This window comes from Mucilaginibacter gynuensis (genome assembly GCF_039541195.1).
Lineage (GTDB): Bacteria > Bacteroidota > Bacteroidia > Sphingobacteriales > Sphingobacteriaceae > Mucilaginibacter > Mucilaginibacter gynuensis.
In genome coordinates this window covers 378,531-399,209 of record NZ_BAABFT010000003.1, presented here as the reverse complement: position 1 = coordinate 399,209, position 20,679 = coordinate 378,531, and the positions used below count along the sequence as shown (strand labels likewise).

The following is a 20,679-nucleotide window of genomic DNA, read 5'->3' as shown; positions in this document are numbered from 1 at the left end:
CAAAAGGTTTATTTTGATAGCGTGTAAATATCTACAGTTTTAGAAGGTCCGTTATCAGTACTTCCACCCGCAAAAAGCATTTTATTTTTAGTAGCGGCACCTTTAAGCAGGTCGCGGCCTTCGCTTAGCGGTAAGGTTGTCCAGGTGCCGGTCTTAACATCATAAATATCTGCTGTTTTCGGATAAACAGAAACATGCTCTGAAGCCCCTCCGGCGAATACGATCTTGGTGCCCGCGGCGGCCGATGCGAAGTCGTATCTAAATGTACTTAGGTTCGATATGCTCCATGCATTGGTAGTCGCATTATAAATGTCTACCGTTTTTCCATCACCGAAGATGGCAATGTTAGCATTTCCCGCGCCAACACAATGGCTGCGGTCTTCGCTTAATTCAGCAGTAGTCCACGTAGCGGTAGTATTATCGTAAATATCAACCACTTTTTCCTTATCTCCGCTTCCTCCTGCAACAAGTACTTTGTTTCCGGCTACGGCGGCAGCCAACCTCCTGCGTCCGGCACTTAGTTGAGAAGTAGTCCAGCTGTTGGTGCTTGCGTCATAAATATCAACGGTTTTGCTCTCTACCCCGTCATCAGCGCCGCCGGCTATAAATATTTTATTGCCAATGGCAGCTGCCGTTAGGCGATAACGTCCCTGGCTTAATTGCGCGGTTGACCATGTTTGAGTAACAATATCAAAAATATCTACTGTTTTAGAATCGGGGCCATTTCCTACCCCACCGGCAAAAATAATTTTTGTGCCTGCCGCAGCGGCCGATAATTGGTAGCGTGCTTCGCTTAGCTCTGCGGTGGTCCAGGTGTTTGTTTTAATGTTATAAATATCTACAGCTTTTGAAAATTCATTGGCGGCGGTTTGTCCTCCGGCAAATATGATATAGTCGCCTAATGCCGCAGCGGCAAGTCCGTCACGGGCTACGGAAAGATTTGCTGTGCCGGTGTGTTCTATCTTGGTGTAAGCGCTGTAATCTTCCACCGGATCAACAGTAACCGTAAAATCATTTTTACTACTCACTGTATTTCCACCTGCAATAGCAACGGTAATTTTACCGGTTGTTGCATCCGCAGGAACTTCGGCAGTTAATTCGGTAGCCTTTATTGTTTTAGGCTTTATTGCAGCGGCATTCCCGAACTTAATGGTCACGGCATTCACGTCAGTACCAAATGTTGTACCCGTTATTGTTACCAATGAGCCTGCTTTGCCGCTCGACGGACTAAAGGCTGTAACGGTGAGTTGTGGCGTCTCCGGCGTCGGGTCAGTTTTATTGCTTGAGCATGAGGAGAAAACGGCTAAGAGCGAAATTACGCTCCCAAAAAAATAAGGTTTAAGTTGTTTCATTATGTTTTTTTGTAAGAAACAAATTTACTTCTCAATTTTTCTCACTTCAATAGCTATTTATAGCTATAAAATAACTCTTTTTAACTATAATTGAGGAAATGAATGACCTAAACTCTTACACCGAATTTTTAGAACGCGCCCGCCTGGTTGATGCAGACGACATGAACCAGGAGCATTGGGAAACACAGATTCAACAAGGGCGTTATTACAAATATTATAAGGAATACAAACCCGGCATCTACGTACTCGACTTTACCAAACAAGCTTACCTGTATTGCAACGAGGTTATGGCTTCTATGGCAGATTATCCAATACCCATATTGATGACAGGCGGCTTAAAACTGGCCCTGAAGATCTGGCATCCCGATGACCTGGCCGTTTATGATCGGTTTATACTACCTGACAACCTCGCTTTCCTGAGGAAAGTATCCGTAGCTGATTACGGCAACTATCTATTCACATGTAATTACCGGGTTAGGCATAGAAATGGCAGATATATCAAGATAGAACAATCGTCATTTTTTAGCAAATCTCTGGATAATGGCATGCCTTTAATGACTATAGGTTTCCTTCGGGACATAACGAACAGAACCACCGACAATGCTATCATACATACTATCGAAAAAATAGATATCAAAGGTAATACACTACTGCACCGAAGAATACACGAACCCGACTTGGTGACACATATTTTAACGCCCAGGGAATGTGAGATACTGGAACTGGTTGTGCAGGGAAAATCCAGTCATGAAATAGCAGCGTTACTGAACATAGAGAAGTATACGGTAGATAATCATCGGAAAAATATGTTAAAAAAAACAGGCACACAAAATATGGTACAGTTGGCGATAATGCATTATCGCGACAAATCAAAACGCCTTTTTAACAGCTAATTGTAACAGGAGTATTATCCCCGCTAATCATTTTTATATCGCAAAGGCCGTATCAAATTAAACACTTTGCGGCATTTTATTAATGATGAAATACATATACATTATGCCGAACAATCGATGTGGGTGGTAGTGTTATGTAGATTTTGAGCTGCGTAGCTGTAATAGCAGCAATGGTGTAAGTTGTTCCTTTGATAGTTATCTTTTTAGCGGCAAAATCAACATTATAGTCGCTAACCTGCGGATTAACTTCGTTTAACTGGCAAGGGCTGTCACCGCCATTAATGCTAAGTTTTAAATCTTTATTAAAAGTATACGTATCGTCTTTTTCACAATTGTGTACTGCATAATAGGAAGTACCATCGGCAGGGTTTGTGCTGTTATCTTCGTCCCTGTCTGTTGGTGTCCAGTTTTTAGAGGTTAGTAAAGTCATCGGATCTTTATCAGCCTTATCCTTTTTACATCCCAACGTGAACATCAGCATCACGGCAATAACTAATTTCAGATTATATTTAAATGCAAATTTTGTAATTAGAGATGGTGTTATAAGAGTGGCCGCATTGGGCAAAATTTGTTTACTCATTTTTTGATAAGGTGTATGGTTAACATTTTTTGGTGCCAAAATAACCATTATCCTGATCATATTTACATGCAGATACATTTTTAGAAAGAAGCCGGGCCACTGCTGATCGGCTAACTTAAGTTTATATACTTTAATAGTATCTGATAAACAATTAGTACATAGAGAAGCGTTGTCGGATATTCTAAAATCAAAATCTGGTATTACGTATAGGCGGGGTAGCTATCTTCTATTTATTAAGTTTTTCATTAATTGGGCTTATACCTTTTCACAATATAAAAGCCGCCGCCCCATAAGTAACTTATGAGGCGGTGGCTTTTTAATACTTAAAAATGTACTACGCTTATTTCAAAAACATTTTACGAATAGCATTATTGAACTGGTCAACAATATAAATATTGCCCTCCTTATCTATCGCCATGTCTGATCTGTTCATGAATTGCGCTTCATTCAATGCCCCATCTTTATACCCGCGCGCCGGTTGGGTAGAAACGGTGCTCAATTCATTTAAGGTTAAATTTATCTTACGGGTTGTTTGCGCAAATCCGTCAGAGAAATAAATATTACCCTGCCCATCGGTTATCAGGCCTAAAGGAATGGCCAGCATTGATTGATTTTTTGGCCCGTCAGAATTACCGAATTCGCCATTACCTGCCCAGCCACGCAAATTAGTTTTGGTATTTAAATCATAACGGTTTATATACAAGCCGTCACTATCAGAAGAATACAAATAGGAACCGACAATAACCGGCGAACCATAGTCATTAGCATAAAAATTGCTCGTAACTGCTCTTACACCTGCTTTATCTACCCTGGTAAGGCTATATTGGGTTTGTACATATAAAATACCATCATCATCAATAGCCAGTTTCCCCGGTGATATAAGGTTAACAGAGTAAGTGCTTACTACAGCATCAGGTGTAATTTTACGTATAGTGTTGTTAGATCCATCAGAAACAAACAGGTTATCCTGCTTGTCAACTACAATACCGCTTGTAAAACTAAAGCTGAAGCGTGCGTCTGTCCCTTGTCCGTTTTGATTACCCGATTGCTTGGAGGCACTGCCTGCAAATACAGATACTACGCCTTGAGGGTTGATCTTTCTGATACATTGGCTGGTGAAATCAACTAAAAACACGTTGCCGTGGCTATCTACCGTGATACTTGCGCCACGGTCTGATATGTTAAGGGCAGTACTGCCGGGGCCACCCGCCAATGTCATGATCCCGGCACGGTTAAAGTTTACCGGCGATTTTGCATTTTGCCCCGCGTTGCTAACAACTACCGGGCCCGAGGTAAGCGCAGGAGGCGTTACCACCACCAAACTTGTAGGTGTCGCGCTGATTATTTGCGCCTTCTCGCCATTAAACGTAACCGTGTTTAAAGCCGCGTTGGCATTAAAACCTGTACCGGCAATGGTTACCTGCGTACCTGCAAGTCCGTTATCCGGGGCCATAGAGGCTATACCTAAGGTTTGATCCTTAAAATCGGGACCCTGAACTATCTGATCATTCACGTTCACAATAACTTTACCATCGCCTGTACTGCCGGGAATGGTTAACGTTATTTTAAAGGGATTGGATGTAAGCACAACGGTATTCTTACCGTTTATGGTTATTTTATTTTCGTCGTTAAAGGTGCTGAAATTCTCACCTGTTATGGTCATTTCGGTACCTGCCGGACCGCTTAACGGCGTAACCGCGTTAATTTTAGGCATCGGCACTACCGTAAATATTGGCCCTGTAGCTTTCTGCTTATTAATGGTTACTGATACCGGGCCTGTTTGCACGCCATCCGGGGCGGTTACCATCAGGTAATCGGCCGTTACTTCGGTAACTACGGCTGGTTTTCCATTAAAGTCGACAAGGTTGCCCGCTTTCACTTCATCAAAGCCGCCACCTGTAATTTTCACCTGCGTACCCTTGCCTCCGGAAGCAGGTTTAATTGCAGATATCACCTGAAATTTAAAGATCTGTCCGTTGGCTTCACTGCCGTTTACTTTAACGGTAACCGGGCCTGTACCGGCATCAACCGGCACTTCGGCAACCAGCAGGTTATCGCTCGCGCTAACCACCAAAGCCGGTTTGCCGTTCACAAATACCGTTGCCGGGCCTTTTGTACTGCTAAAACCTGCACCCACAATACGAATATGCGTACCTGCGGCACCATTTGCCGGGCTGAGGCTTTGTACACTCAATTCCTGGTAAGTATAGTTGCCTATCGTCAGGGTTTCGTTATTCATTTTCATAACGATGCTGCCCGTAGCACCGGCCGCCGGCGCACGTACAACAACGGCGGTAGCGGTAACGCTCACTACATCGGCATTAACACCATTAAACGTGGCCGATACGCCATCTGTTTTACTACTGAAACCTGTGCCTTCTATAGTAACTAACGTACCCTGGTTACCGCTGTTCGGGTAATAATCGGTAACGGCTACAGGCACTTTAACTTCATCCTTCCCGTCCTTTTTACAAGCGCCTAACAGAAGCATGCACAGGCTCATTAAACACAGCACCATACGGGTAGCTGTGTTAAATTTTGTTTGATAATTCATAGCTTTTTTATCTCGATTGGTGCTGATCATTAAAAGGTATATCTTAAACCAAGCTGTACCTGCGTACGTGAGCCATAATAGTCTATACTATACGGTTTGCCCGGTGTTTTGAACTGGTACAAAGGGTACTCCCCTGCATTTTGCGACGGCGGAAACAATACCGGCGTTAAGCCAACACTTGAAGTGGAGTTAAATGTATTTGGCGAAAAGTATTGTACGCCCCAGCTTTTGCTGATGAGGTTTGTCAAATTCATTACATCAACGGTGAAGGTTACAAACTGCTTCTTTTCGGCTGTTACAAACAGATCGTGCGAAAGGTGCAGATCGGCCTGGATATTCCATGGCGTGCGGCCTTTATTACGTTCGGTAAACTGTCCTCTTCTGCTGCTTAGGTAGCTATTTCCGTCTACATACTGGTTAAATGCATCGGCCTGCTGCACTGCTGTCGCGGTAGCGTTATCCTGGAAGTATTTTATAGCTTCATCTTTTTGAGGGATGTATGCTAAACTAACCTGCTGTGGCAAGCCCTGTACGCTGTTATTTACAATACCATAGGTAAACGGACTCCCGGATTGCGCGCTAAAGAATAAGGAAACGTTTGTTTTGCCAGCTTTCGCCCATAGCTTATTATAGCTTATAGTGCTCACTATGCGGTTACGGATATCAAAATTACTGTTGGCTAAAACCGGGTTGTTAGGTACCAGCGACTGGTTCAATTGCCAGTTTGATTCCATAGAGTTACGTACCCCGTTCGAGAGGTCTTTCGATTGCCCGTAGGTGTAAGATGCCGATACCTGCAATACATCGGCAATAGCTTTACTGATGCTTGCCGTCAGGCTGTAACGGTAACCTTTACCTGTGTTGCTTAACAAATAGGTGTTTGAAAAACGCTGATCAACAGTACCGCTGTAAACCGGTTGCTGCCGCTGTTTATCATAACCATAGTAAGTAGGGTTATCCTGCACGTTCAATTGCTGAAAAAGCACATCTTTTATGGTTTTGGTATAAATGGCTTCCACACCAAACTTCCATTGATCGGTTGTGGAATAATCTACGCCTAAACTTGTTCTGAGCACCTGCGGCATAACAAAATCATTATCAATAAGATCGACCTGTGTTTTACCGCTGTTTACATTGTTGGTATTAGTACCGTTTTGATTAATGAAGCCTGCAATGCCATTGGCCCCACCCTGTAACGGATTGGTACCCGGCAAAAATGGTTTTTGGTCTGCCTTTTGGTCAAACCCGCCATAGCTGTTGCCATTGTTGTAAAAAGCATAGGCCAGCCAGGCCATTGGTATACGGCCGGTGAATAAGCCCGCGCCGCCACGCAGTATCACACTTTGATCGCCATTCCAGTCGTACCTGAAACCTAACCTTGGTGATAACTGAACCCTGTTAAGATAATTATTAGTGATACGGTTTAAAGGCGTATAGGTATACGTGTTCCCAAAAAACGGATCAGCGGCGGCAGTGCGTGTTTTTTCGCTTAGCTCGGGCTTATCTCCCAGGTAAGCCATATCTGCCCTTAAGCCGGGGATAACCCGCAGCTTGTCTGATACCCGGATCTCATCCTGTATATATAAACTATAAAGGTTGATGTTAAACTTTGCGCCGGGGTTGTTTAAAATGTATTCGCGGCTATTGTTTTGATAGTTGTAAGCGCCGCGTACCCGATATGGGATATTGTTTAGGTAATCTTCTATACTGTTATAATCTACACGACCGTTCCAGGCGTTTACAAAACCATAGGTAATGTTGTAAAGCTCGTTATGGGTACCAACGGTAATGCGGTGTTTGCCCAAATTCCAGTTCAGGTTGGCGGTAAGCTCCAACGTGCGCTGCTGCATATCAAATATACTGGCTTCGCGATCTGTGCCTAAATAAATGGTTGTACCCGGGGTACGGCCCATAATTTGCACCTGCGGAAGACTGGGATCGCCTAAAGGATCACGCGAGTCATTTACAATGGTATAACCAACCAATACATTGCCCGAAAGATTATTGTTCAGCCTGCTTTTCAACTCGGCAACGGTTGAGCTTTGGTTATTTTTTTGCAGATAAGCCATGCTGCTAAACTTAAAATCCTGCTGATCACGATCGAGGTTAGTAGCCTTGGATAAGATGGTATTATTGCGGATAGCCAGCTGATTATTATCGTCGATATTCCAATCTAATCGGTTAAAAAACTTAGTCGATTTTGAATAGGTGTTAAAATTACCTGCCGTACCTGTATTGATGAAATTGGCGGCAGTTATGGCATTGGCATCATCCAGGCTTAAGATCTGGCTGGTTTCTGCCTGCCCGGCCATTAATTGTACAGGATCCTGGCGGCGGGTTATTTCTTCGTTGGTAAAAAAGAACAACTTGTTTTTTATGATAGGGAAACCCAAACGGAAACCGGTTTGATAATCATAAAAATCACTATTCATTTTACCAAGTGTACCTACCCTATCGTTACCTGTTAAGCCTGCGTTACGGCCAAAACCATAAACAGAGCCGCTAACCGTATTAGTCCCGCTGCGTGTAACCGCGTTTACGGAACCACCGGTAAAGTTCCCTATTTTAACATCGTAAGGGGCCAGGTATACCTGCATATCTTCAATAGCATCCAGCGATACCGGGTTGGTACGGGTAGAACTACCAGCCATACCCGATGTACCCGACTGCCCGCCTAACGAAGGACTAAAGCCGATAGCATCGTTATTAATGGCACCGTCAATTGTTACGTTGTTGTACCTGAAGTTGCTGCCACCAAAACTGTTATCCTTACTGGCTTGTGGCACCAGGCGGGTAATATCAGTTATACTGCGCGATACCGTGGGCATATTACGCACCTGCGACGCGCTGATGTTTTTACCCGTACCATAAGTACTTGCCTGCGCTCCGTTCTTAGTTGCCTTAATTACTACCTCGCTAAGCTGTTTTGTGTTATCGGTTAATACAAAGTTTAGCTGAAGCGCCGTACCCAGCCTTATCGTTATATTTTCTTTTTTTACAGCTGCCATGCCTATCATGGTTGCCTCAACACTGTAAGGGCCGCCTATGCGCAGGTTGTTTAAATAATAATAACCATCTTTATTTGCCGATACGGCATATTTTGTGCCCGAAGGCTGATGTATAGCTACAACCGTAACGCCAGGTAATGGCTGCCCCGCGGCATCAAATATGGTACCGTTAAGGGTACCGCTGGTTTCCTGTGCCGCTACCGCGAATGGCAGCAACAACAGCAGAAGCATTAATATCTTCTGAAATGTATATCTTTTAATCATCGTGAAATGCTTTATTACTGGGTAATTTTCAACATGCTGCCTATGGTATGCACTACACCGTTACCAGTGAGTACATCTTGTTTTATTAGCTGAATAACAGATGTGTTTCCTGTTCCCTTTAACTCTATGCCGTTAAATGCGCCCTGTATTTGCGGGTTAGGCTTGAGCGTTATTGTTATAGAGTTACCATCGAGCATGGTTTGCTCACTTTTATTGGTACTGCCGGTGCTCAACACATAATCATATACAAACCGGCGGTCGGTAATAATGTGGTAACTCATCAGGCGTGATAGTTCGGCAGGCTGCATCTGGTTAATGCTTTCTATAGAACTTAAACCGAAAGCCGCCATGGCGGCATTATTAGGCGCGAATATGGTATAAGGCCCTGTGCCGCTTATGGTATTTACCAGCCCCGCACGTTGCAGTGCCTGGTAAAACAAGGTAAGGTCACGGTCTGACGCGATGGCTTCGACAACCAGGTTGTGGGTATATGGTTCAAGCACCCTGTCAACCACCTGTATAAAACCGTTGGATGCTTTTACATTTTGCGAAAGTACTTTCGATCCGTTTATGGTTAATACTGTATCGCCGCCTTTTACCCAATGCGTTACAAAAAGCTTACCGCCGTTTGCCGAACGTATTTCCTGGTTAAACAGGTAAGGCAGTTTATTAAACTCGTAACTACCGTTAAGGATGTGGTAGTTCATAATAGCCGATACCCTTGACGGATCAGCACTTAATATCGCGTTAGCGTCGCGAAAACCGGCGACAACAAAAGCATCATCAGAAGGTGCTATAACCGTGAATACTCCCGGCTGATCGGTAACTTTAGCTAAACCGGTTCTGATTAAAGCGGTGTTAAAAACCGACAGGTTAAAGTTATCGGCTACAATCGCGCTTATCTTAGTATTATCTACCGTTATAATATTATCCTTTTTGGCACAGGCCGTAAAGGCCACCGCTAAAACCAGCAGCAGATATTTAAAATTTTTCATCGTTTGTTTTTAAAAGGTTACGATTAATTTAATACTTGAACCCTTTTGGCGGCATCAGGCGGTTTACCACATGAACCGGCCCCATCAGCGTATTAATGTCAGCTTCTATAACCGTGGCGGCCTCTTTTTCTGATCCTTTTACCTTTACAGTTACCCTGCCACCACCATCGGCACCAAAATCAAGCGGCACATAAAGTATAGGGATGGTACCTGTATACCCTGAAGAGCTAAGCGCGTAGTTTGCCAGCAAAGTGTTGTTCAGATCATTAGAATAAAATGCATCAGGATTATCCTTCCCATAACCAAAGGCATCCTGCTGTTTAAACAGCCTGCCCCAGCGGTGCATGGTTAACAAGGTATCGGTAGCATAACCGGTGCCTACTGCTTCAAAGGTATCCCAGTCAAAATAGGGTAATGGATTGCGGTTATTCAGTGCCATCAAATCATCAACGCTATTAAAACCTGCCGCGCGGAAAGCCTCATTGGTTGGCACAAAAACGGAAGTGAAACTAATAGCATAAGAAATAGAATATGGGTTATCAGTTACTATCAACCCATCCTGAAAATAGCTGGGTCTTTGATAAACCCCCATCATGGCTTCGTCCCAAAGCATATCTGTTTTGGTCATAATTTCAAGGTACATGCTAAAACGACTGTCCTCTTGCAAAACCTGCATTATAGATTTTGTTGGTTTATGCAACACGTGGTCTACCGGCCACAACACGCCGTTTTTAGCCTGGGTAATAGCAGCGCTTCCGCTCTTTTTTCCATTTAAAAACAGTTCGTTGCCTTTCACCTTCATATATTGCTTGTAAAAGTATCTGTCGGGCGTATATACATTTTCAAAGGGCCTTGCTTTTAAATACGGGTTCTCAAGTAAGGTAAACACCGAGGTATTATCATCGCGGCTGCTTAAAGTATGCGGAGTTGTTGCCTGACTTAAGGTATGATAAAGCAGCAAACTATCCAGCATGGCGGGGGTAGTGTTATTGATCACTTCCAGCGTAAGGCCGTCTGCCAAAAACGCCGCATCGGTAGGCACCAGTAAGGTTAAGGGCGCATCTACCCCTCTCTTGTTGATAATGCTGTCCATATCACTGCGTTTCCAGGCAGCTTTAAAAAGTGTATATGGCGATGCTTCAAGCACTTGCTTTACAGTAAACTTAATACTCTCAATATCCTCGGCCGGTATAGGTGCTCCCTCCACTTCAGGCTGAAATTCTTTTTTTGTGCACGATGCCAGTATCAACACCAGCAGGCACAGGGCAAGTATCTTTATATTCATTTTTTCAGTTTTATAGCTCATCTTATTATCTTTTTATAGCCTGATCAGGCATGATCATAATTCCGCCCAGATCCTGAACCAACCCATTATCAACCAAATTATTCAGCCCTTTTTGGTTATTACCCGTAACATTGGAGATAATATCATAGGGGTAGTTTTTCTTTGAACGCACCGATACACCATAACCGAGGGAATAATCACCGGCGGTATTATTAATCCTCCCGGCAGTGATGGTCATTATATAGGTATCGTTAGGTATGGCGTAATAATAAAAGTAGTCGCCGTTGATTATGGAAAACACTACCAGATCAGATACAAACAAGTGTTTCTTTGGCATTACATAACAGCCGAACAAACGGGCGCCTATGTATCGTGAGGTATCTAAACTGTTGATAACCGCGGGCGTTAAACCGGCCGCTTCAAATACCTCGTTTTTTGGCGCTAAAACTGTATATGGCCCCTCGGTTGCCAGTTCATCCCAAAACCCGAATTTTTTTAACCCGGCAACCAATGTGCTGTATTCGGGGCGTTTAGCCAGCCAGTCTTGTACGGTGGTGTTGGCATCGGCTTTCATCACCCTGTCCAAAACGTGGAGCGTGCCATTGGCAATGGTTACATCCTGGCGCCTTACATACGATCCGTCGAAATAAGTATCAGTTTGGCTGCCGTTAAATGCTGTAGAAGTATATACCTGCGTGCTGGCCAGCGTGCGGTACCGTACATCGGCCGAATTACGCGGGATATCCTGTATTTGCAAACGCTCGTTCAAAATATGGCGTTGTACCAAAAATTTCAGCGTATCGGGGTTCATTTTGTCCAGGTCGGCAGGGCTGTTGATACCCATTACGTTGAATGCGGCATTAGCCGGGGCAAGTATGGTGAAAGGGCCTGCTGTATTCAATTGCTCCGCCAGCCCGCTTTTTTCAATAGCGGCGGCAAAAATGCTCAGGTCATAATTGTTTTTAACAAAATCAAACCCGGGCCTGAAATTGTCATTGGCTTTAAAAATTTGCAGGTCATCGTGTTTACAGGCGCTTAACACCAGTAACAATATCCATGGCAGCAAATAAAATATTTTATGGTATGATGTTATCTTTTTCATCAGCTATTTTATTTAAGATGATTTAGTAAACCGGCGGCGCGTACTTTCTTTGTATAGTGGTGAGGTAAACATTACCATTTACAACTTCTATAGTGTTCACCGTAGCGAAAGAGCGCGGATTGTAAGTACCCGAGTGAATGTTAACGATCATATTAGGCACAAAAACAGCGTTTTGCTGATCGTTCCGCCCTGTTTTACCGGCCATAAAACATAGTACAGGCGCCCAGTTAGCATCGGTATTAAGATCGGTTTGCCCATACGGAATAGCGGCGATATCCATACCCTGTGCTACAAAATCAAACCGCTGCCACATATCGGTATGTATGCCGCCTGCCTTTGCATCGGCAAACAACGGGAAACTGTAGTAAGGAGTAACCTCCAGCACGTCTGAATTGCGCACCATTCTGCCAAGATATTTACCGCTATAACCCGGTAATTTAGTGGGCAGGGTATTGAGAGCGGCATCTTTATACAGGGTGGCAAAAATGTTCATATCATCTTTAATGCCATTACCTAAAGCACCCTTGCCGTATACGTTGCCGCCTTTAATTTCATTATCGGCCTGCCAGTAGCCTTTGGCGCTCATGTTGTAAAAGTTAACATAGATCATGGAGTCGGACAGCGGGAGTTTTTGAAAATTCTCTTTACGCAGGTAAATACCGTTCCTTTTGGTGTTATAATCTTTTTGCAACACGTGCAGGGTATATACTTCTTTAATATCCAGCGTAATGGTGGTATCAATAAGTACATTCCTTTTTAATTTGGCCTCCAGGTTGAAAAACGGAACCGTGTTTTTGGGCCTGAACATAAACATGATGCGGTGCTTACCCGATGGGATCTGCGCCCAGCTGCTCAGGTCATACCCGTTCAGTACAGGGCCAACCAATACGTTTTCGCGGCCGGGATACTCGGGGTTGTTAACCGATACACCACTGCCTATGTGCGAAGGATATGGCGGGGCATACGGATCGCGCTGATCCAAAAAGTCGCCTTTGATGGCCGCGCTTATGGGCATACCGCTTTCGTCAACCTGCGGATCTATCAGCATGGTTAAAAAGGGCAGCATTTCATCTTTATTATCAACCCCTATTTTATAGTTGAGGTTGTTAAACACCCTTAAGTAAGCAGGGTCGTCTATTTTTGCGTATTTTACTTTAGCACAGCCGGTTGCAAAAAGCAACAGTACGGCAGCGCAAAATATCATGTTGTTCATTCCTGATCTTATCATGATGATATTTATTTGGTATGTTTCAGAATAATCATTTTGGCTTTTTCACCGGCCGGTGCCGATGCCTTTGTGCTGCCTACCAGCGCTATGGTGTAAATACCCGGTTCATGATTGGGCAAGCCGCCTCGTACATATAATTCGGGCCTGGCAATCAAATCCTTACCGGTTAGCAAGGGGATATCATTAGCCCATGTACCCGGCACCACTCCCGGTTGCGAGCGGAAGGCCATTATTTTGTAAGCCATATCATCATAATCGAGTTGGATGTACGGCGCTTCAATAGGGAAAATACCCGGCCTTAAATTATTTACAGCAGCAGGGTTGCGGTTATAGTTGTGCAAAAAGGATTGCCCGTTATCTTTTGTGAAAGTAAGATAAGGCACATCCGGGCAAAGGTTTAAAAACCTGATGCTGAAAGGGTAATTAAGCTTATTACGAACGTAAGTAGCATCATCACCGGCATCAATACCCGGTATAACTCCGCTCAAATCATTAGCCACGGGGCTAATGGTCGCTTTTCCGTTAGCATCAGGGTGCAGCCACAGGGTAAAATTCGTGTTAGGGTCAAGCTGTACCTGCGCGGTAGCCAGCAGGTTACCTGCCGCGTTTTTAGCTTCAATGGTGTAATTGCCAATTACATAGTTTTGATAATCGGTATGGCTGGTATAGGTTAACGCATTACCTAAAGCCTGCCCGTTCATGGTGATCTTAACATCATTTACGCCCGGTAGTGTGTTAACGGCCTGTACCCTGGCATAAGTTACATTAAGCGGCTCGCTGATGTCATTAATAATGCGGCTGGCATTTTGGTAATCTTTAAAGGCTTCGCCGGGATTACCGATCAAATACGGAACGGTAAAATAATATGGTGACACAACAATGGTATAAATACCACCGGGTGCAAAACTTTTAAATGCCGAAAAGGTTAAGCGCGAATCTTCGGGCGGCCAGCCGCGTCCCGAGGTTAATGTTGATGTTGCAGGAAAAAACGGACCTGAACCTATCCCCGGTACCTGGATACCCGCTGATGTTAACACTTTTAATTGCGCGGTGGTGTATGGCAGCTCTATGTAGTCTGAATATTGCCCCGGAGCTATATTGTTGGTTTTATTGCTGATAGGTGTACCATCGGCCCAGGTCAGGCTTAGCGGGCCAATCAAATTCTCCATATCGGGGTTACGGGTTACCAACGCCGAAAGATTAAGTATCCGGATCTTAAACTTGGTAGGATCAGACGGAGCAGAAACATCCCTCGGTAGCTTCAGATATTTAGGAACAGGTTCGCCTACAAGGTTATCACTCATTTGCAGGTAGAAATCAGTAGCCTGTAGTGTTTCCTGAAGATCGATACTCAATACCTGTGAAGGTATATTATAACCGCCTAATACTGTTTTAAGGTTTGCTTTGCCCCCCTTTAACAGCGACTGAGGAATACTCCAGGTTGTACCAAGGCTCCCATTCTCCGGAAAGTATTTGGTACCCGGAAACACCGGGTTAGCAGGATCAGTAGGTGCAGCGAACTTGAAGCTGGTAAGCGTATCGCCATCCATAATTACCTGCCCGTAACCGCCTATGTTTACAACACGCAACGATGAACTTTTGCGGGCATCAGTGGTAACACGGTTATCGTACTCAAAATCCTGCTTGTTTTTTTTGCAGGCGCTTAATACCATCAGCACAAGCAGGGCTATAAACACAGGTAGCTGCAGTGTATATCTATTTATATTTTTCATTATTAGTATAAATTATAGGTAAAGCCCATCATATACTCGCCGCCGCGTTTATAGCTGCGGTTAAGGTATTGGTTACCATACCATTTGCCACCTGTACCCGGGTTGGCATACACCGTTTGTATTGCCGGGTTAAGGATATTTTTAGCATAACCTTTAAAAATTATGCGGCGTGTTATACGCTGGCTAAAAACAAAATCGAGCATAGGTACAGGGCGTGTGTACAGGTCGGGTTCACCGGTAAGATTGATCTGGATGAGACGCTCGCCTACCATGTTGAACGTACCGGTAAGGCTTGTGCCCGACTTTTTATTATCGTAATTAAGCCAGCCGTTAATAGAGTAAGGCGCCTGTTCAAACAGCGGACTGTTATTTGGCGTATGCCTGTCTAACGATCTGTTGGCCTCAAGCCTTTCGGGCGATTTTTTGATATCGCTTTGCGCCAGCATCAGGTTAGAACCTATAAAGAAGTTATTTAGCGGGCGCCATACTTTACCCAGGTTTTTTACCACCTCAAGCTCAATACCCCATACCTTACCAATATTAGGGTCGTTTTCAAACCTGATGGTTGGATATTCCGGGTAGGTTGCCGCAAGTCCGCTTGTTTTAAGGCTGAATACTTTATACAGCTGGTTTTCTATCCGCTTACCAAATAATGATACTGCCAGTACCTCACCGCTGCTTGGGAACCACTCCCATCTGAAATCGAGGTTTTGGGTTGATTGATTTATAAGGTTTGGGTTACCTACTACCAGGCCCATTTGAAAGGCATCAAACTCAAACACATTGGTAATTTCCCTCAACTCGGGCCTTGCCAGGGTGTTGTTATACCCCGCCCTGAAGTTCATATCACTTTTTAAGGTATAGGTAGCGTTTAATGAATAATAAGGCTTGTAACCAACTTTATAAACCGAATTAGGGTTGGTTAACGTTAATGGAATGTTTGTACCCGGAGCGGTTAAAGCCGGGTCGAGAAACACACCCGATGTATCCACCGCCGACTGGATGTTAGTCGACTCGAAACGTACACCACCTGCTAATCGCAGATCTTCTGTCAGTTTCAGATCGAGCATGGCATAACCTGCCTTAGTTTCAAAGAAACCGGTATAGTTATTAGGCGATTTTTGGCTGTTGTATAAAAACCCGCCAACCGGACTTGTACCTTCGCCCGCACCGGGAGCCATAGGATGTATGCCAATTATCTCGGGACCAACTAACCTGTCCAGATTACCGGAAACGGTATATAGAGGTAATGATTTGTTGGATGAAAAGTTAGAACCCGGCAGGAACAAAACATTCTCGGTAAAAACACGGTCGCGGTTAAGATAATTCACCCCGGTTTTAAACTCCTGCTTTTGTCCCAGCAACTTAAATGGTATAGCTAAATCGGCCTTGTAGTTATAGTTGGTTTCATCAAGATACCTGTACCTGCGGCCATTAGGTTCGGCCTGGATGATGCCGTAAGCACCAAATCCGTTTACATAACCCGAAGAAAGCGCGTATAAATGCGGAGTATATGCTTGGCCGGGATTGGTATTAATTGGGCCTGTAGAAGGCTGCTCATAGTTTGCACCGGTTCTCGGCATATAATCTGCCAGGGTAACAAAGCGGTAATCAGGGTCGTTCTGACTCGATTTTGATGAGGCTACGTTATAGCTTAACCGTGGCGAATACTCCGATTTCAGCAATTTATGCTCGCCCTGTAAGTTAAACGTATTCAGCTTGCGGTAGCTTTGCTTTAACGAGTAAATAGTACTCTTTACCTCGCCGGGCAAGCCGCTGTACTCATAGTTGCCATACATATTGGTGGCCTGCGTTTCGCCGCCCCAGCTGCCAAGATATTGCATGCTTATTTCGTTGCGCGCATCAAAACGATACGTTAAACCGGTAAGCAAGCCGTAATTGAGCGTTTCGGTACCGGTATTTTCTTTGTACCGCTGGTACCTGCCCATATATAAATTATTGGGCGTAATATAATTAGGTATGTTACGCGGACTGCTAACCTGCGGATTACCGGTAACCACACCCTGATAAATACTGTACTGCTGAATATCGCCACCGGAAATATCAGTTATGCGGCGGTAATAATTACCACCAATAATGAGGCCTATCTTATGCTTGTTAAAAGCCGTATAACTATTACCAAACGTTGCCGAATACAGCTGATTTAAAGGGGCTTGCTGATACCTCGTAGTCATAACCGGATCAAAGGATTGCATAATGTTATTTATGCGCCCTACCTCCTGCTTTACAGCCGGGCTGTAGCCGCTGTTAGCTATCAGGTTTTGTATTTGATTAAGCCCGCCTTTATATTGGGTTGCCAGGTTTAAAAAATCGGGCGATAGGTTCTTTTTGTTGATCTTGCTGCCCCAAAGGCCCATATCACTATTATAAAAACTATTGTACTGCCCGCCTATACCAATATTTGAGTTAAGGCCCGATTGTACGATGATGTTAAATATCATGCTATCAGGTACCGATTTGGTTTTCAGCTCAACAATACCGGCGGCCGCGTCAGCGGGTTTATCCGGCGTTACTGTTTTATAAATAGTGATATTATCCAAAAGGGATGCCGGTACCAGGTCAAACGGTATCGAACTCCTGTCGGGATCTGAAGATGCGAGACGTACGCCGTTTAACTGGCCCACCACACTCCTGTCGCCCAAACCGCGAATGGCCACAAACTTATCGTCGGTTACGGTAACACCCGCTACCCTTTGCAGGGCTTGTGTAGTGGTGATACTCGCGGTACGTTCTATTTGAACGGCCGAAATAGCATCCTGTACTATGGCTGCCTTTTTCCGCTCGTTAAGTACTGATATTTCTGTGTTGGTTTGTCGCCTGGCCTGTACGCTCACTTCGCCCAATTGTGTTGACGATGCTTTAAGGCTAACATTGATCTCTTTGGCGCTGCCGCTTACCTTAACTTCTTTGGTTTGATAACCAATATAGGAGAAAACCAGTATGGCCCCCTCTTCGGGTATCGAAATGCGGAAACGACCGTTCGCGTCGGTCATGCCTGCGGCGTTGCCGTCTTTTACACGAACACTAACCCCTATAAGGGTTTCCTTACTTTTTTCATCGGTAACAATACCAGTAATGGCTATGAGTACCGGCTTACTATCAATCACTACATAACCTTCTACTATTTTATACTCTAAATTGGTATGGGCCAGCAGTTCGCCAATGGCATCTTTTATACTAATGGCGCTGGCAACAAGAGTTACTTTTTTTGTATTGCCTTTAAGGGCTTCTTCCCTTAACGAGAACATGATATCACTTTGGCCGCTGATGGCTGATAAGCCCTGGGCTATAGAAACATTTTTTAAGTTAAGATCAATTTTTTTGCTGAGATCCTGGCTCTTTACGTTATTAGCCAAAAGCATACTCATAAAAACGAGCTGGGCTATAACAACAATAAAGGAGCATCTCATAATAAATTGTATTGAAGGATATCGTTTTAATCCTTTTTGCATATTTTTGAACATTACGGGTTATTCGCCTTTAAGGCGATAATCTGTTAATTCCATACCCTGCAAAGGATATGGCTTTGTTTAAACCGCGAGGACGTGGAAATTCACACGGTTTATTCGTAAAATGCGTTCCCTGCCTTTGGCGGGGAATGTTGTTTATGGGTAGCGCTTATTTACATACTCATCCTTTCATTTATTTTCTTTTGCTGTTTATTTAATGATGACGGTTTTCGCGTCGATAGAGAATTTGAAGTGCCCGGTTGCACTAAGCACCTTCATGATCTTATTAAGCGGTGCATTACCCTGTAGGGTAATACTGATTCTTTCATCAGCCTTGGCAGCGTTCTTATACTGAAACTTTACATTAAACCAGCGCTCCAAAACCTCGGTTATCTCGCTCATTTTTTGATTTTTAAATACAAGCTTGCCATCCTGCCACGCGCTTACATCATTAATGGGCACTTCGTTCACCGTAGCCTGTTTGTTTGCATAGGTCATTTTTTGGCCGGGTGTAAGTATGGCCAGTGATACCTGCTTTCCGCCGGCAAACTGATCTACACGCACCTTGCCGGTAACAACCGCTACTTCCATTGCACGGCCCTCAAACGCGTCGACTTTAAAGGATGTACCAAGCACCCTGGTTTGTATGGTACCGGTGCGGATAATGAAAGGCTTAGCAGGATTTTTGGTTACCTGGAAGAATGCTTCTCCTTGCAGGGATATGGTACGTGTGTTGCCTGTAAAACTTTCCGGAACGGTTAGCTTACTGCCCGCGCCCAGGTACACCTCAGAGCTATCAGGCAAAATAATTTTCGATCTTTTTCCGTAAGGATTGGCTATTTCGCGCATCGCTACTCTTGGTAACGATGCAGGGTTATTAGAGCGAAACAACCTATATCCGGCAAAGCCCATAATTACTACTGTCCACACGGCCGCGTATGAAAGATATTTGCGCCAGTTTAATTTTTTCACCACGGCCTCCTGCTGTGCAGCCCCGGCTGTGTCATTGCCCAGTTTATTGTAAAACTTATTAAGTTGTGTATTTAAATGAGGCTGATCAATATTTTGCTCCGCTTCGAGTTCTGTCCAGGTTTCTGACAGTACTTCTTCAAACAGCATGTCTATCCCGGGCGAGTTCATCAGTTTTTTAATTTCCTGTAACTCTTGCGGTGTACATTGTTTATTGATGTACTTTCTGATAAGGTTTTTCTTTGTGTTGGTGTTATCCATTTTAGGGTGCTTACTTATACAAACACCATTTTTACAGGCTACCACCTATCCAATTAAAAAAATATGAAAATATTTTCAGTGGGGGCAAAATCACAGCAAAACCGCCCACCAAATTAATGTAGGCTACAAAACGACAGGAATTGTAAAGGAGGGTTTTATTAAAGAGATAACAGAATGACCAGCACAGCAATATAATCGGTATGTTCTTTCATGTGCTCGCGGAAGAACTGCAATGAGGCAACCATGTAATTTTCGACCGTATTTACTGAGAGGCCCAATTGCTTGGCTATTTGGGCATAGCTCATATTATCTTCCCGGCTCATTCTGAATACTTTTTGGCGCTGGGGGCTTAGTTCTCCCAACTTTTGCTGATACAGCATCTTAAGTTCGGTATGCCTTATTTTATCATCGGCGTTATTTCCGTTGGTTATTGCTTCCAGCTTATCTTCTTCTATGGTAACGATATCCAGTATTTTTTTACGGTGATAATTAAAGATGGCGTTCTTAATTGCCCGTTGCAGGTAAGGGCGAAGATCTGTTTCGAGGGTAACCGTGGTTTGTTTTTGCCAGATCCGCAGCATTACATCCATGGTAAGCTCTTCGGCAGTTTCCAATTCTTTGGTATTCCTTAACGCGTATCGTAAAAGCGAATCGTAATACCGTTTGAATAATATTTCAAATGCCTTTGCATCACCTTCAAGGTGCATTTCCATTAATATCTTATCCGGTAAATCCTGACTTGCCTTACGCATACATAGAAAAAAGCTCCCGGCAAAAATAAATATCAGGCCCCACTCCTAATGTTATCAAAACATTAACTTATTAGGTTTAGTGAGTAACGCATAGATGCTGACATTATACATTGCTTAGGCTCGATCATAAACAACCGGATAACAAACCAGTATTCCAATGCACTCCGGCCAATTTTTCCTGTTATCGGTATTATGACGGGAACGGGTTAGGCTTTACAGCTGTAGTTACTGAT

General features: G+C 44.0%; 13 protein-coding genes. 1 reads left to right on the top strand and 12 read right to left on the bottom strand.

The features are described 5' to 3' along the window. Nucleotides 1-8: 8 nt before the first annotated feature. Nucleotides 9-1,352 carry a Kelch repeat-containing protein gene (locus ABD894_RS07960; protein WP_345210476.1) on the bottom strand — a complete coding sequence of 448 codons (1,344 nt, stop codon included), beginning with the start codon at nucleotides 1,350-1,352 and terminating at the stop codon, nucleotides 9-11. Between the two features lie 98 nt (nucleotides 1,353-1,450). On the opposite strand from ABD894_RS07960, the gene ABD894_RS07955 reads away from it, so the two are divergent. Beyond that, the gene (locus ABD894_RS07955) at nucleotides 1,451-2,245 is read left to right on the top strand and encodes a helix-turn-helix domain-containing protein (RefSeq protein ID WP_345210475.1); all 795 of its coding nucleotides are present in this window, start codon (nucleotides 1,451-1,453) and stop codon (nucleotides 2,243-2,245) included. Between the two features lie 79 nt (nucleotides 2,246-2,324). On the opposite strand, the gene ABD894_RS07950 is transcribed toward ABD894_RS07955, so the two are convergent. The 11 genes from ABD894_RS07950 to ABD894_RS07900 form a co-directional block, all read right to left on the bottom strand. Beyond that, a complete protein-coding gene (locus tag ABD894_RS07950) occupies nucleotides 2,325-2,825 on the bottom strand; it encodes a hypothetical protein (RefSeq protein ID WP_345210474.1) in 501 nt (166 codons plus the stop codon). Between the two features lie 340 nt (nucleotides 2,826-3,165). Then, entirely contained in the window at nucleotides 3,166-5,379 is a 2,214-nt protein-coding gene (locus ABD894_RS07945; RefSeq protein ID WP_345210473.1) for an IPT/TIG domain-containing protein, read from the bottom strand. 29 nt (nucleotides 5,380-5,408) lie between these two features. Next, on the bottom strand, nucleotides 5,409-8,651 hold the full coding sequence (locus tag ABD894_RS07940; RefSeq protein ID WP_345210472.1) for a TonB-dependent receptor: 3,243 nt from the start codon (nucleotides 8,649-8,651) through the stop codon (nucleotides 5,409-5,411). A gap of 14 nt (nucleotides 8,652-8,665) precedes the next feature. Next, the gene (locus tag ABD894_RS07935) at nucleotides 8,666-9,646 is read right to left on the bottom strand and encodes a fasciclin domain-containing protein (protein WP_345210471.1); all 981 of its coding nucleotides are present in this window, start codon (nucleotides 9,644-9,646) and stop codon (nucleotides 8,666-8,668) included. 28 nt (nucleotides 9,647-9,674) lie between these two features. Then, nucleotides 9,675-10,952 (bottom strand): fasciclin domain-containing protein, encoded by a 1,278-nt coding sequence (locus ABD894_RS07930; RefSeq protein WP_345210470.1) that lies wholly within the window; start codon nucleotides 10,950-10,952, stop codon nucleotides 9,675-9,677. A gap of 4 nt (nucleotides 10,953-10,956) precedes the next feature. Then, on the bottom strand, nucleotides 10,957-12,033 hold the full coding sequence (locus ABD894_RS07925; protein WP_345210469.1) for a fasciclin domain-containing protein: 1,077 nt from the start codon (nucleotides 12,031-12,033) through the stop codon (nucleotides 10,957-10,959). 22 nt (nucleotides 12,034-12,055) lie between these two features. Then, complete coding sequence (locus ABD894_RS07920; protein ID WP_345210468.1) at nucleotides 12,056-13,261, bottom strand: hypothetical protein; 1,206 nt, start codon at nucleotides 13,259-13,261, stop codon at nucleotides 12,056-12,058. 8 nt (nucleotides 13,262-13,269) lie between these two features. Further along, entirely contained in the window at nucleotides 13,270-14,994 is a 1,725-nt protein-coding gene (locus tag ABD894_RS07915; RefSeq protein ID WP_345210467.1) for a DUF4397 domain-containing protein, read from the bottom strand. Between the two features lie 2 nt (nucleotides 14,995-14,996). Further along, nucleotides 14,997-18,425, bottom strand: coding sequence for a carboxypeptidase-like regulatory domain-containing protein (locus ABD894_RS07910; RefSeq protein WP_345210466.1), 3,429 nt, complete (start codon nucleotides 18,423-18,425; stop codon nucleotides 14,997-14,999). Between the two features lie 249 nt (nucleotides 18,426-18,674). Beyond that, nucleotides 18,675-19,694: a FecR family protein gene (locus ABD894_RS07905; RefSeq protein ID WP_345210465.1), complete on the bottom strand. Its 1,020-nt coding sequence runs from the start codon at nucleotides 19,692-19,694 to the stop codon at nucleotides 18,675-18,677. Between the two features lie 158 nt (nucleotides 19,695-19,852). After that, entirely contained in the window at nucleotides 19,853-20,446 is a 594-nt protein-coding gene (locus ABD894_RS07900; RefSeq protein ID WP_345210464.1) for an RNA polymerase sigma-70 factor, read from the bottom strand. Nucleotides 20,447-20,679 lie beyond the last annotated feature (233 nt).

Excerpts from the sequence above, each read along its gene's own strand:
- ABD894_RS07945 (WP_345210473.1), bottom strand. The coding sequence starts at position 5,379 with ATGAATTATCAAACAAAATTTAACACAGCTACCCGTATGGTGCTGTGT.
- ABD894_RS07935 (WP_345210471.1), bottom strand. The coding sequence starts at position 9,646 with ATGAAAAATTTTAAATATCTGCTGCTGGTTTTAGCGGTGGCCTTTACG.
- ABD894_RS07900 (WP_345210464.1), bottom strand. The coding sequence starts at position 20,446 with ATGCGTAAGGCAAGTCAGGATTTACCGGATAAGATATTAATGGAAATG.
- ABD894_RS07905 (WP_345210465.1), bottom strand. The coding sequence starts at position 19,694 with ATGGATAACACCAACACAAAGAAAAACCTTATCAGAAAGTACATCAAT.
- ABD894_RS07920 (WP_345210468.1), bottom strand. The coding sequence starts at position 13,261 with ATGATAAGATCAGGAATGAACAACATGATATTTTGCGCTGCCGTACTG.
- ABD894_RS07955 (WP_345210475.1), top strand. The coding sequence starts at position 1,451 with ATGAATGACCTAAACTCTTACACCGAATTTTTAGAACGCGCCCGCCTG.
- ABD894_RS07930 (WP_345210470.1), bottom strand. The coding sequence starts at position 10,952 with ATGAGCTATAAAACTGAAAAAATGAATATAAAGATACTTGCCCTGTGC.
- ABD894_RS07925 (WP_345210469.1), bottom strand. The coding sequence starts at position 12,033 with ATGAAAAAGATAACATCATACCATAAAATATTTTATTTGCTGCCATGG.
- ABD894_RS07950 (WP_345210474.1), bottom strand. The coding sequence starts at position 2,825 with ATGAGTAAACAAATTTTGCCCAATGCGGCCACTCTTATAACACCATCT.
- ABD894_RS07910 (WP_345210466.1), bottom strand. The coding sequence starts at position 18,425 with ATGAGATGCTCCTTTATTGTTGTTATAGCCCAGCTCGTTTTTATGAGT.
- ABD894_RS07940 (WP_345210472.1), bottom strand. The coding sequence starts at position 8,651 with ATGATTAAAAGATATACATTTCAGAAGATATTAATGCTTCTGCTGTTG.
- ABD894_RS07915 (WP_345210467.1), bottom strand. The coding sequence starts at position 14,994 with ATGAAAAATATAAATAGATATACACTGCAGCTACCTGTGTTTATAGCC.
- ABD894_RS07960 (WP_345210476.1), bottom strand. The coding sequence starts at position 1,352 with ATGAAACAACTTAAACCTTATTTTTTTGGGAGCGTAATTTCGCTCTTA.